The 14,032-nt window shown below is 36.5% G+C and carries 11 protein-coding genes and 1 pseudogene; 1 reads left to right on the forward strand and 11 read right to left on the reverse strand.

Going from position 1 to position 14,032, the window contains the following annotated elements; all coding sequences use genetic code 11:
* Positions 1 to 40 precede the first annotated feature (40 nt).
* On the reverse strand, positions 41 to 1,645 hold the full coding sequence (locus DEX24_RS07620) for a class I adenylate-forming enzyme family protein (protein ID WP_109305827.1): 1,605 nt from the start codon (positions 1,643 to 1,645) through the stop codon (positions 41 to 43).
* Positions 1,646 to 1,812: 167 nt separating this feature from the next.
* A complete protein-coding gene (locus DEX24_RS07625) occupies positions 1,813 to 2,010 on the reverse strand; it encodes a hypothetical protein (protein ID WP_109305828.1) in 198 nt (65 codons plus the stop codon).
* Between the two features lie 158 nt (positions 2,011 to 2,168).
* Between DEX24_RS07625 and DEX24_RS07630 the strand changes: the two genes are divergently transcribed.
* Entirely contained in the window at positions 2,169 to 3,341 is a 1,173-nt protein-coding gene (locus DEX24_RS07630) for a YbfB/YjiJ family MFS transporter (RefSeq protein ID WP_109305829.1), read from the forward strand.
* A 422-nt stretch (positions 3,342 to 3,763) separates the two neighbouring features.
* Here the strand turns inward: DEX24_RS07630 and DEX24_RS17815 are convergent.
* From DEX24_RS17815 to DEX24_RS07680, 9 genes and pseudogenes are all read right to left on the reverse strand, one after another.
* A pseudogene (locus DEX24_RS17815) lies at positions 3,764 to 3,931 on the reverse strand (transposase); the annotation flags it as partial.
* A 956-nt stretch (positions 3,932 to 4,887) separates the two neighbouring features.
* Positions 4,888 to 5,967: a metallophosphoesterase gene (locus tag DEX24_RS07645; protein ID WP_109305830.1), complete on the reverse strand. Its 1,080-nt coding sequence runs from the start codon at positions 5,965 to 5,967 to the stop codon at positions 4,888 to 4,890.
* A 579-nt stretch (positions 5,968 to 6,546) separates the two neighbouring features.
* The gene (rnz, locus tag DEX24_RS07650; protein ID WP_109305831.1) at positions 6,547 to 7,494 is read right to left on the reverse strand and encodes a ribonuclease Z; all 948 of its coding nucleotides are present in this window, start codon (positions 7,492 to 7,494) and stop codon (positions 6,547 to 6,549) included.
* Between the two features lies 1 nt (position 7,495).
* Positions 7,496 to 8,743, reverse strand: a complete 1,248-nt coding sequence (locus DEX24_RS07655; RefSeq protein ID WP_109305832.1) for a DNA polymerase IV — start codon at positions 8,741 to 8,743, stop codon at positions 7,496 to 7,498.
* A 204-nt stretch (positions 8,744 to 8,947) separates the two neighbouring features.
* Positions 8,948 to 9,442, reverse strand: a complete 495-nt coding sequence (locus DEX24_RS07660; RefSeq protein WP_109305833.1) for a chemotaxis protein CheW — start codon at positions 9,440 to 9,442, stop codon at positions 8,948 to 8,950.
* A gap of 179 nt (positions 9,443 to 9,621) precedes the next feature.
* On the reverse strand, positions 9,622 to 10,743 hold the full coding sequence (locus DEX24_RS07665; protein WP_109305834.1) for a M20/M25/M40 family metallo-hydrolase: 1,122 nt from the start codon (positions 10,741 to 10,743) through the stop codon (positions 9,622 to 9,624).
* 61 nt (positions 10,744 to 10,804) lie between these two features.
* Entirely contained in the window at positions 10,805 to 11,959 is a 1,155-nt protein-coding gene (locus DEX24_RS07670) for a hypothetical protein (RefSeq protein WP_109305835.1), read from the reverse strand.
* A 1-nt stretch (position 11,960) separates the two neighbouring features.
* On the reverse strand, positions 11,961 to 13,193 hold the full coding sequence (gene dsdA, locus DEX24_RS07675) for a D-serine ammonia-lyase (protein ID WP_109305836.1): 1,233 nt from the start codon (positions 13,191 to 13,193) through the stop codon (positions 11,961 to 11,963).
* Between the two features lie 135 nt (positions 13,194 to 13,328).
* Entirely contained in the window at positions 13,329 to 13,544 is a 216-nt protein-coding gene (locus tag DEX24_RS07680; RefSeq protein ID WP_146192973.1) for a hypothetical protein, read from the reverse strand.
* Positions 13,545 to 14,032 lie beyond the last annotated feature (488 nt).

Consider the following 14,032-nt stretch of genomic DNA (forward strand, 5'->3'; position numbering starts at 1 on the left):
AACTTGTATGTGATGATCACACTACAAGTTCATGCATAAATTATCGTTTTTGGTCTTTTAATATTCGTCGTAGCACTTTACCAGAATTCGTTTTAGGTAACGTCATTATAAATTCTACTTCCCTCGGATATTTATAAGCAGCCATTTTCTTTTTTGCCCATGAAATAATCATTTCTTCCGTTGGGTTAGCCCCTTCTTTTAAAACGATAAAAGCTTTTGAAGACTCGCCCCTAACCTTGTCCGGAATTCCTACAACAGCTACTTCTTTAATAAATTCATGTTGCTCAAGCATCTTCTCCACTTCTTCAGGATAAACATTGTATCCTGAGGATTTTATTAATTCTGTTGCTCTTCCTAAAAACACTAAAAAACCATCTTCATCAAATAATCCCATATCTCCCGTTACGAAAAAATCACCATAAAAGGAATGCGCTGTTTCTTGTTCTCTTCCCTTATACCCTTTAAATACACTGGGCCCCTTTAATAAAATCATCCCTCGCTTATTTGACGTAAGTTCTTTTGAAAAATCAGTAGCATCAACAATTTTAATTGTGGTTCCTTTCGTCGGTCTTCCATTGACACCGTATTTAATTTGATCCTTAGGTGTCATTGAATTAAGCGTATGTGTTTCAGTCATACCATAACCGGACTCCAGTAAAGGAAAACCTGCAATTTCTTGCCAATCATTTGAAATTTGCTCAGTTAATTGAATACCAAAACTTATTGCAATATTTTCTTTAATTGTTGAAAAATCGGTACTATTCATCAAGGGGTGCTCGAGCATACTTATATTCATTGGGACCGTTGTTGTTAAGAAATTGGGCTTATATGCTTCAATTGTTTGCAAATATTCTTGCGGGCTAAAACGCATCAATAATAGAGAGGTCGCGCCAGCGATAAAGGGTGTCATCATGCCTATTAATTTACCTGCAATATGAAAAATCGGCATGACATTTAGTAACTTATCTCCCACTGAGAAATCATTATACTTCGCTGTTACATAGGCTTGATATTCAGAGTTTTTATATGTTAACATAGCTCCCTTTGGTACGCCTGTTGTACCAGAAGTATAAATAATCATGGCAACATCCTCTGTCATATTTACCGCGACTCGTTCACACTCTCTTTGAAAAACCTCCTTATTAAAGATTTGTTGCCATAATGTTGTTCCCTTGAATTCAACGCTTTGTATTTTTTCAGGGAATGGAGGATATGGATTTTTGGGCAGATAATCTACATAGTCTATTAAAATAATTTCTTGTAGCATTGTTTCATCCTTTATATTATGAAGGATTGGATATAGATCCACAGACGTTACAATTAACTTTGCCTCTAAATCCTGTAGCTGATAACTTAATTCCCACTCTTTAAACATCGGATTACATGGACCAACAATCGCACCCACTCTTTGTGCTCCATAAAACGCAATAATATATTGTGGACAATTTTGTAAGTACAGTGCGACAACATCACCTTTTTTTATGCCAATAGATTGTAAATAGTTTGAGAAAATAATAACTAATTTGTTTAATTCGTAATATGTAATTTCTTTGCCATAAAAGTTTAATGCAACAGCTGAAGGAATTTCTAATGCATAATCCTCAATATACTGGTCCAATGGTTGATTTTTCATACCTTTTAACATAATTTTTCCTCATTTCTTTGTAAATTCCATTGTCCTTCTTTGAAAATTTCCACAACTAATTTCTTTGACGTTACCAACTATTTAATATAATGTCAATTAATTATTTGATTATTCTGATAATTTATAATAAAAAAGAATAAGCCATCAATATGCTTATCCTAAAGAACTTATTGTTTTTTAAAATCTACATCTAACTCTTGGTACATTTGTTGGAATTTGCCGCCATCTTTAACTGCAGAATGGTAAAGTGCTTTCAAGGCAAAGTTATTTTCTAACTGCATAGAAGACTTAATATCATTTAATTCTTTTTTTAATTGTGGTTCTTGGTTTACGAGCGTTTGCATTTGTTGTTGATGATATCTCATCATGTCAATCCCCTTTATATTTCAAGTATCTCTATTATACCACTTTTTTAGTAAAAGAAAAATTTTCGCAATTTATAGTATTCGTCTATCAGATTTGATATAGTTTAACTATATTTTCTTTTTTAGTCATATTTTTTCTACTTAATGGAGGGATATTGTTGCGTAAAAATCATTTGGGTATCATAATCGGGGCGATTTTATTTTTAGCGGTAGCAATGGGTATTGGACGCTTTTCATTTACGCCCATTCTACCTTTTTTACGCGAAGCTGAGGGACTCTCCGTGCAAGATGGTGGTTGGATTGCCTCTGGTAATTATTTTGGTTATTTAATCGGGGCTTTAGCTGCAGGTAAGGTCGTTAAAAAACAAAAATTAGTATTAATGATCAATGTTTGGGTTTGCGTACTATCTGTCCTCTTAATGGGTTTTACTTCAACCATAACATTATGGTTTGTCCTACGTCTCGTCAGCGGCATTTCAGGTGGCTTTGTATTCGTCATGACATCAGCTTTACTCATGGATTATTTAGCTGACTTCCGTTTAGGTAAATGGTCTGGTTATATATTTAGCGGCATTGGTTTAGGCATCGCTATTTCAGGACTTACCGTACCGTTAGTCGTTAGACAAAGCAATTGGATGGCAGCCTATTTCATATTGACACTCATCGCTATTATCTTTATCTTGATTACCTGCTATTTATGGCGTAATTTACACGCACAACCACATAAAATTGCAGTGAAAAAAGAGTCTGTTATGACCGGCTTCATGAAATGGTTAGCGCTAGCATATGGTTTAGAGGGTCTCGGTTATATCATTACAGGCACATTCCTTGTTGATATCGTCTATAGCATCCCTGAACTGCGTCCATATGCTGGGTTCAGTTGGGTAGTTGTAGGCATCGGGGCGATTCCTTCCGCACCTCTTTGGATGTGGCTGATGACAACATTTAGTTCCATTAAAGTTTTGTCCATGGCGTATGCGTTACAAGTTTTCGGTATATTATTACCAATTTTCTATACAAATATTTTTACTGTCATGCTCTCTGCATTACTATTTGGCTCTACCTTTGTTGGTCTTGTATCAATGACAACTGGTTATGGTCGATTACTATTCCCGACAAAAAGCGCTAGCGTCGTATCTGTCCTAACATCCTATTATGCTGTAGGACAAATAATTGGCCCAATTATAGCCGGTATACTCGTTGGTTATTATAATAATTATAATGCTGCTTTACTATTTGCCGGTAGCATTGTCGCATTGGCTCTCTTACTCTTGATTGTTGGACATTATACCAGTACAAAAAAACAAGTAGCTTTCGTACAAACAAAATAAATGAGCATTACACTCAGATTTTTGAGTGTTTTTTTATTCCCTTCCTTATACTTTTTTGGTTCTACGTTACATCACGCCACTTGTTCTATTTGTTCGTTTCGGACGAATGCTTTCCAGCAAGAGTCCTCGTCCCTTACTACACAACTCATTCACCCTAAATGCAAAGCCATTTCTTAACCCTCCCTATTTAATCAACTCTTCACTCGAAAATGAGCAAAGCCTTTTAGAGGGCACTGAAAAACTTACGTTTTTTATGACGAGTTGATTTTTTAGATAAAAATAAGGCACTTTCTGTTCGATTTGAACAGAAAGTGCCTTATTTTATTGTCTATTTCTTACTCTTTTTCATTTAGCAGTTTTAATATCCGCTTAAGATTGACAGCGAATATCGTTGTGGCACCTTGTATTTCCATGCGTGTCTCTTTACTTTTCTCTACAAGCTCTTGAAGATATTGACCATCACTTTTTTCACCCGTTGTCACAATTGCAGCTGTAATAATACGTTCATCACTCATCGCAATATGTGTTTTAAATCCAAAGAAAGCTGAGTCCGCAGATTTATGTCCTACGCGTGCGTCTGGATCACTTGAGTAACTCAGTTGTACTTCATAATCATCAATCACTTCTTTTAAAACATTTAACTTTTCTTTTACAGCCGGGATATGCGCTATCTTTGATTGAGTTTCCACAACTTCTACAACTTGACGACAGTAGTCCAATTCTTCTCCAACTTCATTTATCAACGAGTTCATTGATCTGGCGAAGCATATTATCTTTTGGAATGATTAAATCATATAGTGCCATATAGGGACTTAAGTTAAGGGTTTCTTGTTTGGAAATCATGGTCGCACCACCTTTAATTAGTAACTACTATTATACAGGATGGTCCGTGACCGGGCGAGACCACATTTTAACCCATGAATAGTACAAGTTGATGGAGTGCAGGCGGCGACTTCTGCGGGAACAGCACGAGCGGAAGCACCCGGACTGAGCGAAGCGAGGGAGAAGGCTGGAGCCGTGCCCGCGAAAAGCGTCCGCCGGAACGGAATCAACGGCTACGAGAAAAAGCGAGGACAGGAACGAATTTCGTTCCTGTCCTCGCTTATCTGTGCATAAGTGGACTTTTTCAGTGCCCTCGCCTTTTAGATGCTTTATTTTTGGAACCCGATCATCAGGTATGTTAGTTGTTTGATTTAAACAGGATGGACAAATAGGCGTTTTCTTAGGTAGTGCTATATAAAATGTAATAACATCATGTATTCTCCATCTTTAAATCTGATGCATGCCCTATTAACATTCATACGCACAACTCACTTTTTACTCCTTTTTCTCAGTAATTCAAGCATAAATCACTCTGTGGCGTTGTACTTTTTCACGTTACATACCATAAGCTCGCGTCTCCTGCGGAATTAGTTGAAGCGAGGCCCGCGGAAAGCGTCAAACAGAGGTGGTATTGTTTGAAAATCCCAACAAATAGTATAGAACTCTTTTTTAAAATAATAAAAGAGCCATGATCCGCGGACAAATAATAGCTCTTGATTATTGGTTATTTAAAGTTCATCGTAACGGCCCATAATTCAGAACGTGTCCCTATTCTCATAGGTGGTCCCCAAAAACCATAACCCGATGTCACAATATAGTCTGTACCATTAACTGATTTATGCCCATAATCGAGCGGATAAATCATCTTTGTCATTAAATTACCAGGCCAAATTTGACCTTTATGCGTGTGGCCTGATACATATAAATCAACTTCCGGATCTTTTAATGTTTCACTTGGCTGATGATCAAAAACAAGCCAAGGTTTATCCGTAGCAACATCTTCTTGGAGCTGTGCTAATTGTTTTCTGTCCTTATTTGTTGCATCATCACGACCCGTAATCGTAATGGCATCATCAATTACCGTTGATTGATCTTTTAACACCTTAATATTAGCTTCTTTTAACACTTTTTCTACCTCTTTTAATTCATCACCAATATATTCATGATTGCCTAAAACTGCATAAACACCATCTTTAGCCTGTAATTGCTTCATTGTATCACCCATTTTTTGTTCGATGAACCATTTCGGAATATCATCGACAATATCACCAGCTAAAATAACGATGTCCGGTTTTTGTTCATTGCTCAGCTTCACAAAATTTTCAAGATGTTTCTTATTTGATAGGATTCCAAGATGTAAATCGGAAGCAATAACTAATTTCACTTGTTTTTTTGTACTTTTTTCATGACTATTAATCGTTTGGTGAATAACAACCGGTGAAAATGCATTGTAAGTTCCCCAAACAAATAGTAGCATGATGATGCTAATTGCACTTAAGCCGATTACTTTTGTATAGCGATAACGTACTATAAAAGATACTAGATTAGCTACAATTGACATGATTAAACCATAGATTAAAAAGAACATCCAATATTGTCCTATAACATGTAGGGCGTCAATATGTATAAAACGAGCAAGAATAAATGAAAATGAAATGACATACAACACTATCCAATAGAATAGTGCAAATCTTTTTAGTCCGAATTGTAACAATAACTTTCGCAGATTCCAACCAATATAAAATGTTATGGCAGAATAAAGACAGATTGCAACAATCACTAGTACGATTGCTTTTAGCGACATGATTTAACTCCTTTTGTATATTTCTTTCATCGTATCGAATTCCGCCCGTTTTTGCGAGTATTTGACACAGGTTTTGAGTAAATAATTTTTTAGCTCATACTTAGAGTGGTGTATAGCGATTTTTCAATAGTGTAAAAATGATATGTTCGTACAGCCAATAGTAATCTTGGTTCTGTTACACTATTTAAAAAAGTAAATAAACTTTCTATTATTTTGTATTTTACAATGAAATGCCGACTCATTGCATATAAAAAACGCCTTCCGATCACCACTTATAAGGTGGCTTCTTCGCAAGGCGTCTATTCATATTTTTCATGGTAGCTATTACATCGCCCTATATCGATTATTACAGTGAATGGCTAGGTCAAATCTAGTAGCAAGATTCCTTAGTTCTCAACATATAGTATATTGAATTATTTTTTTGTTTTATCATTCGTGCGCAAGAAAATATAGTACAGTATGCACAATGTCAAAATGAGAATGATGATTTCAGATAGTTGAAAAGCGAAAATAGACATAATGAAGTAGCACCTCCTAGGAGTTTGGCAAATGCCTTATACTACCCTTTACCCTATTAATTTACGATGAAGCGATACGTGTGACATATTGGTTTTTCCAATCAAAGGCATCTAAATCTTGCACGATGAAACTTTGAGGGAAGATACACTGTGCATCACTTTGCAATAGAGCTAAGTCCTTCAACATGAAGCGCGCACTTATGTGATTCATCAGCAATAGTTGAGCTTGCGCTTCCTTTGCTACCATAGCTGCTTCTCTATTTGTTGAATGACCATAGGATGCTGCTAATTGTGCTGTATTTTTATCGAATGTTGCTTCATGAATAACAACATCAGCATTTTTGGACAATGTAATAGCATTTGCACAATATTTTGTATCGCCTAAAATCGATAAAATGAAGCCTTGTTGTGGTTCTGATAAAACGGCTGTACTTTCAATAAGTGTTCCATCTTGTAAGAGAATATCTTGGCCGTTTTTCAACTGACCTAATTGTGGTCCATTTGGTACACCTAGAAGATGTGCTTTTTCAATATCAAGTTTCCCAGCTAATGCTTTTTGTTGTACTCGGAAACCATAACATTCCACGACATGTTGAAGTTTTAATGTTTCGACAATGAAAGAGTCATTTTCAAAAATAAGACCTTCTGATAATTCAACAAAATGAATCGTATAGGTCAAATAAGTACCCGTTACTTTCAGCGAAGCTTCCACCCATTGCTGTAGGCCTGTCGGACCATAGATTGTTAAATCTTCATCCCCTCCTAAAAAAGAACGTGAACCCAGAAACCCTGGCAGACCATAAATATGATCACCATGTAAATGCGTAATGAAAATTTTCGTTATTTTTCGCGGTTTAATCGATGTTTTAATAATTTGATGCTGCGTCGCTTCTCCACAATCAAAAAGCCAACATTCCCCTATTTCTTCCATTAATTTCACAACAAGTGAACTTGTATTACGGAACTTAGAGGGCATTCCAGCACCTGTACCTAAAAATTGAATTTGCATATTAGTTCTCCTTACGATGGTCATCCAAAAAATCTTTACTAAAGCTCGTCGTTGATTCGAAATTCGATTTACGCTGCGTAAAGACACCTTTTTGGATACTATTTTCCCCAAATTTAGCTTTTATTTTATCCAGTAATTTTATGATTGGCTCATCTTTCACGTGCTCCTCATAATCAAATAAGGAAAGTTGCTGTGCTTCTTGACGACGGTCGTATACATGGCTAACCGTGATGCCCATTAAGCGTAACGGTTCATAGTGCCAATGTTTTGATACAAGTTTGTATGATTCTCTCACTAGATCATCATAGTGATAAATACCATTTTTAAAAGAAACCGAACGTGTGATATTTTTCCAATCAGCTGTACGCATTTGTAATTGTAACGTCGTTCCGACTAAATGCTTTGAACGTAAGCGACTCGCAACTTTTCCACAGAGTGCTTCGACCATTTTGTGCACCTCTTTAATATCAACTAAATCATCTGGTGCGGTCATCGAATTCCCTACTGACTTCGTATCATAAATAGAATCCGGATCGACCTGACGATCATCAATTCCCTGTGATTTCTGCCATAGTCTAACACCACTTTTTCCGAGTGCCAACTTCAGCTCATATTCACTTTTTCGAGCGATATCACCGATGGTATTTATACCTAATGCTTGCAATTTTTTGGCTGTACTCTCGCCAACACCATGCATATTAATCGTCGGTAATGGCCATAATACTTTTGGCACTTCTCGCTTGCGTAAAATCGTAATGCCCATTGGTTTCTTCATGTCTGATGCCGTTTTTGCCAAAAACTTATTTGGTGCGATACCGATGGATGAGGGTAAATCAAGTTCAGATTGTAATCGTTGTTGAATCGCTTGTGCAAGTTCAATTGCTTCTGCTCCGTCAACGATTTCTGTCACATCTATATACCCCTCATCAATAGATACGGGTTCGACTAAATGCGTGTACGTACGCAATACATCAAACATCGCTTTTGATGCTTCTCTGTACTTCTCAAAATTCGGCGGCAAAAGAATGAGTTCGGGGCATTGACGTTTCGCTTCCCAAACCGACATCGTCGTGTAAACACCTTGGGCACGCGCTTCATAAGAACAGGTCACGAGTATACCACGTCTTTCCTTGGGATTACCGGCAACAGCTACCGGCTTGTTTTTTAACGTCACATCCAATGCTTGCTCGACGGATGCATAAAAACAGTTCATATCGATATGGAAAATTATTTTCGCCTTTGAAGTCATCCTCTCACCTCCATTACAAACAGAATCATATGTTCTCATTATATCATATCGATTGCGTATTGAGCGATTTCTCGCTAGCTATGCTAGTTAAAAACATGGATAATTCATTTTTTCATGCGTGTTATTTATTACAATCACTGTGTATACCATGAAAAAAACACATGCCATTAACCGAAGCTAATGCATGCGTTTTATTCATAGATATTATGATTTATTTTGTTCTTCTTCCAATTCCTGTTGTTTCACTTTAATCATATATTGTTTAATTTCTTTTATTCCCTCTAAAGAATCCACTAAGATCGATGGTGATATAAATGTAATCATCCGTTGTTCTAAATTTGCTACAGCAGTGAAATAACGTGTTGCCGCATAATTTACTAAACCGACTTCGTTCACAAGGTCTTGTGGGATATCCAAAATTTCTTTTGCCTCCAATACCTTTAAACCGAATGTAAAATCATCTACTTGCAGTATTAATACCTTACTTTGCTCACCATTTGCGGCTTGATTGTATAGGATCTTATTTAAATCCATAATTGGTAATAAATTGCCTCGATTTTTAGTAAGGCCATCGACATAGTCTGGTAAATGTGGAATGCGATTAGTGAACTCCACTTTCTCAATTGATATTACATACTCGACTGAAATTGCATATTCTTCATGATTACAGCGAAATACGACCACTTTTGAGTTTGTCATATAGTAGCCTCCATCTTTAGTTTAGTTATTAGTAGTTTATACATCCTACTTCTAGTAATTTTATCGTCCAAAACTACCAAATAATAAGGGGTATTACTGCAATAATTTTCACCATTTTCAAAAAGAAAAAACTCGAAATCATCAACTGATTTCGAGTTTCTCTAGTCATTACTAGTGTGTTATTTAATCGTAGATGATACTTTTACAACTTCTACTAACAAATCGGCTAATTTTTCTAATTCAATTACAGGAATGCACTCTTTTGTCGTGTGAATATTTTCATAACCTACTGCTAAATTGACCGTTGGAATACCAAAACCAGCGATAATATTTGCATCGCTACCCCCACCAGATTGCATGATTTTTGGTTCACGATCAATATTTTTAGCCGCCTGTTGAGCAACTTTAACAACTAAATCGTTCTCAGAAAAACGGAAACCTGGGTACATGCGTTTCACTTCAATTTCCGCATCTCCACCCATTTCTTTCGCTGCTTCTTCAAACGCTGCAACCATATGTTGCTCTTGTGCTTCTAACTTTTCTTCGACCAATGAACGACACTCTGCTAAAATATGCGCTTCATCACAAACAATATTTGTCGCTTTTCCGCCTTCAAAACGACCAATATTTGCTGTTGTATCTCGATCGATTCGTCCAAGTTTCATTTTTGCAATCGCTTTTGCTGCAATAGTAATAGCTGAAATACCCTTCTCAGGTTCTACACCTGCATGGGCTGTTTTCCCTCTTAATGTTGCTACAATTTTTGTTTGGAAAGGTGCTGCTGTAACAATACCGCCTACTTTGCCATCAGAATCGACTGCGAAACCATATTTGGCAGTTACTTTTGCTGGATCAAGTTCTTTTGCACCAGCAAGACCGGATTCTTCACCCGCTGTTATAATATATTCGATTGTGCCATGTGCAATATTTTGTTCTTTGATCCGTAATGCAAGCTCTAATAAAGCTGCTACTCCTGCTTTATCATCCGCTCCTAAAATTGTTGTACCATCAGAATAAATATAACCGTCTTCTTTGATAATTGGTTTTATACCAATACCCGGGACTACCGTATCCATATGTGTTGTAAAATAAATTGTTTGTGCCTCTGTATTACCTGGTAATGTTGCAATAATATTACCTGATGCATGACCGTTGCGAGTATGTGCATCATCAACGAAAACATCAAAACCAAGATTTTTTAACTTCTCTTGTAATACCGGAGAAATTTTTTCCTCATGGAATGTTTCTGAATCAATTTGAACTAGCTCTAAAAATTCTTCTACTACGCGACTATTTGTCATCATCATTAGCTCCCTTATTATATAAATATATTTATATTTTAGCACAATTCTATCTGCGCAACTAGTTTCCAGCCATTAACTGATGTTCATAGTATGCTTTTTTAATGAGCATCGCCAAATCAATAAGCGTTGTTGGGTTCTCCGCACACTCTCTTTTATATGCTTTTACTAGTTGTTGTAAGCAAGAGCGTACTTTAGGACTGTCTGCATCGCTTGTAATGCCATACTCAAAACAATAGCTATCAAAAAACAAGGTGATAAATTGATTGTTAGCATAATATTTTTCCTTTGTTTGAGAAAAATATTTACTATTTTCACTCAGTAAATACTGTTCGACAGCTTTCACTGTTTTCACGAGTGACAATTGAGTGGACAACTCATGATTTAAGCCTTGCACAAGTATATTCTGAAAACGATAAACACGCATTTGTGCCATTACATAAACGATACTTTCATCATGAATTGGCAAGTATTTTAAACCAATGATTGGAATATAGCGTTCCATAGTAAGCAGTTCATCATTCATACCAATCAACTTATATATACTATCGTAACCAACGAATTCTTCGTGTTCATATTTGTACAAAAATGAACGAATATCTTCGTATGTATCATTAGCAATATCAACAAATTGTCGTTCTTCTGCCATCAATTGTGACTGAATATCATATTGAGGGATAAGCACCGTCATATTACGCATAAATCGCGTGGCATGCATCTCACAGCGATCTTCATGAAAGTAGAATGATCGTGCATGAGCATCGCGTATCTGTGTAACGGCTAAGTTTTCTTCTTGCACGGCATAATCGACGGATTCCATCATATTTTTTGCTACCTTTTCAAACACAAATTCTAACTGACTTGATTGAAAGGGATAATCTTTGTCATGCCAATGTTTATAATAAAAAAAGACGACTGTCTGATAAAATTCAAAAGCATTCCCAACATATACGCTCGTAAATCGACGAAAATAGTCAATTGCCCTTTCATTTCGTTCAATTAAGTCCTGTGACCAACGCGATGGTAATTCGTTGAAAAAATGAAGCATTTCAATGACATCAATATATAAACTCGGCGATTCGATATCAATATATTCACGGTCTGCCTTATACGCTGGCTCTAGACCTTCCATGTTAACTTCTTCATAAAAATTTTCGGCAGCAACCGATTCTTTTTCTTCTGTTGTAATGGTTGATTTTTTGCGTTTAAAGAGCATACTATGCGCCTCCTTCAAAATACTGCTGCCATATACTTGCTGGCACCATGCCTCCACCCGTCGCCCATATAATATGTGTTTTCGCCTTAGAACCTGTCATTTGTGGACCATTCAAGGCTGCTGCTGCAGATGGCTCCAATTTTATATTTTCTTCCATATAAAGCGCACGGAGTTGTTTAAAGAGCATCGTATCTTCTACTGTATAAATCCCTTCAAGTAGTGGCGTCATAAGCTGACCAACAAATTTTGATGCGCGACCGACTGCTAGGCCATCTGCGGCTGTTTTGTTTGATAGTCCGATATCATTTACCGATATATCATGGTGTTGTCCAGTCGACATACCGAGCAGCATACAAGGAGATTGTACTGGCTCTACAAAATAACATTCTACAGCATCCCCGTAAATAGTTTTCAAACCAAATGCTACACCACCAGGACCACCCCCGACACCACATGGTAAGTAGACAGCTAATTTATTGTCGATTGACACATCGATTGATTGTTGCTGTAGTTGGTGCTGAAGTCTTCTAGCCGCAACTGCATAGCCTGAAAAGAGCGCAATCGAGTTTTCATCATCAATAAAGAGGGCTCGTTCTTGCTCTTCTACTTCTTTTCTACCTCGTTTTACAGCTTCTCCATAATCTCCTCGATGCTCGATGACTATGGCTCCTTTTTGACGTAATAAATCTTTTTTCCATTGTTTAGCATCATTCGACATATGAATCACTACTTTAAAGCCTAATTGAGCACTCATAATACCTATGCTAAGCCCCAGATTACCTGTTGAACCAACAACAATCGTGTAACTCGACAAAAGTTCTTTAAACTTCAACTCTGCAAATTGACGATAGTCCTTTGTATCATCAATTAATCCATGTTTTCCAGCAATTTCTTCTGCTAGTGTTAACACTTCATAAATACCGCCCCTTGCCTTAATAGAACCTGAAATCGGTAGGATGTCATCACGTTTTATCAACAGTTTTTGATCGTTAGCGAATGGCGCATGATTAAATCGGTTTAACTGCTGCAGGGGTGACTCAATCAACCCTTGATTATGTGCTGTTTCTGGTGCTGTATGTAGAAAATACGGTGCGAAGCGCTGCAGTCTTTTTTCTGCATCATCAATAATTGTGTCATCAATTGACAGTTGTTCTTTTGCTTCTAGCCACTTTATTTTTTGTGGATTTTTCCAATAGATTGGTTGAGCTAGTGTGAGCAGATCGATTAATGTCATTTAATACCCCCCTTATCTGTCTATTCTATCATTATTTTACTTTATTCACCTACTAAGGGCTTGTATGACAAACAGATTTTCAAATAAAAAACCTCTCAAATAGCTTAATAACTAGCTAATGAGAGGTTCTATTACTTATAGATTGAACAATTCTTTTTGAAGCTTATTTACCCGATCTGTTGATTTTTTCCGTTTACTTTTAACTTTTTCTACTGCATGTAAAAGGTCTTTATTTTTTTTGTCTTTCGACAATTTTAAGCTTAATTTATACTGTTTCGTTAAGAGCGCTAATTCTTTTTTCTTTTCATCTTTAAAAGAAGTGAATACTTTTTTGTTATCTTTTTTGGCCATCATTTGTCACCACCTTTATTCAAATTGTATACATAATTACCATATATTACAACGGTTAAGGCGGATAATTCAAAATACCTAATTAGATTTGCTACTCTTTGTTCACAATTAGTTTTTTAGTAAAAAAATTCTCACGAAGCTTGCTATAAATTATCGTCCTATAGCAAATATTGCAGTAGCATAATTTTTTTCTTTCCACATCATACCACTTTTTCTATTTGCTCGTTTCGAATGAAGTACGTCACCCTCCATGCAGCGCGATTCTTTACACCTCCTCTTCAATAAAATATTTGAATAGCTAAAACAAAAGCTAGTTAACGTCTCTCTCTACCCTTTTCAGCATATGACTTGCTGATGCTCACATCACCTGTGAAATTAGTTGAAGCCGAACCCCATCGGAAAGTGCCGAGCAGACAGGACTTGTTTGAAACCCCGATTATATACGATCAGCCAAAAAAAAAATTCTTGTAGCGTAGACGTGAAATTGT

It is taken from the genome of Kurthia sibirica (genome assembly GCF_003143975.1).
In the GTDB taxonomy this organism is placed as follows: Bacteria; Bacillota; Bacilli; order Bacillales_A; family Planococcaceae; genus Kurthia; species Kurthia sibirica.

What these genes read in the sequence shown, in the direction of transcription:
- DEX24_RS07620 (WP_109305827.1), bottom strand. Translation starts at nt 1,645, where the DNA reads ATGTTAAAAGGTATGAAAAATCAACCATTGGACCAGTATATTGAGGAT.
- DEX24_RS07625 (WP_109305828.1), bottom strand. Translation starts at nt 2,010, where the DNA reads ATGAGATATCATCAACAACAAATGCAAACGCTCGTAAACCAAGAACCA.
- DEX24_RS07645 (WP_109305830.1), bottom strand. Translation starts at nt 5,967, where the DNA reads ATGTCGCTAAAAGCAATCGTACTAGTGATTGTTGCAATCTGTCTTTAT.
- rnz (WP_109305831.1), bottom strand. Translation starts at nt 7,494, where the DNA reads ATGCAAATTCAATTTTTAGGTACAGGTGCTGGAATGCCCTCTAAGTTC.
- DEX24_RS07655 (WP_109305832.1), bottom strand. Translation starts at nt 8,743, where the DNA reads ATGACTTCAAAGGCGAAAATAATTTTCCATATCGATATGAACTGTTTT.
- DEX24_RS07660 (WP_109305833.1), bottom strand. Translation starts at nt 9,442, where the DNA reads ATGACAAACTCAAAAGTGGTCGTATTTCGCTGTAATCATGAAGAATAT.
- DEX24_RS07665 (WP_109305834.1), bottom strand. Translation starts at nt 10,743, where the DNA reads ATGACAAATAGTCGCGTAGTAGAAGAATTTTTAGAGCTAGTTCAAATT.
- DEX24_RS07670 (WP_109305835.1), bottom strand. Translation starts at nt 11,959, where the DNA reads ATGCTCTTTAAACGCAAAAAATCAACCATTACAACAGAAGAAAAAGAA.
- dsdA (WP_109305836.1), bottom strand. Translation starts at nt 13,193, where the DNA reads ATGACATTAATCGATCTGCTCACACTAGCTCAACCAATCTATTGGAAA.
- DEX24_RS07680 (WP_146192973.1), bottom strand. Translation starts at nt 13,544, where the DNA reads ATGGCCAAAAAAGATAACAAAAAAGTATTCACTTCTTTTAAAGATGAA.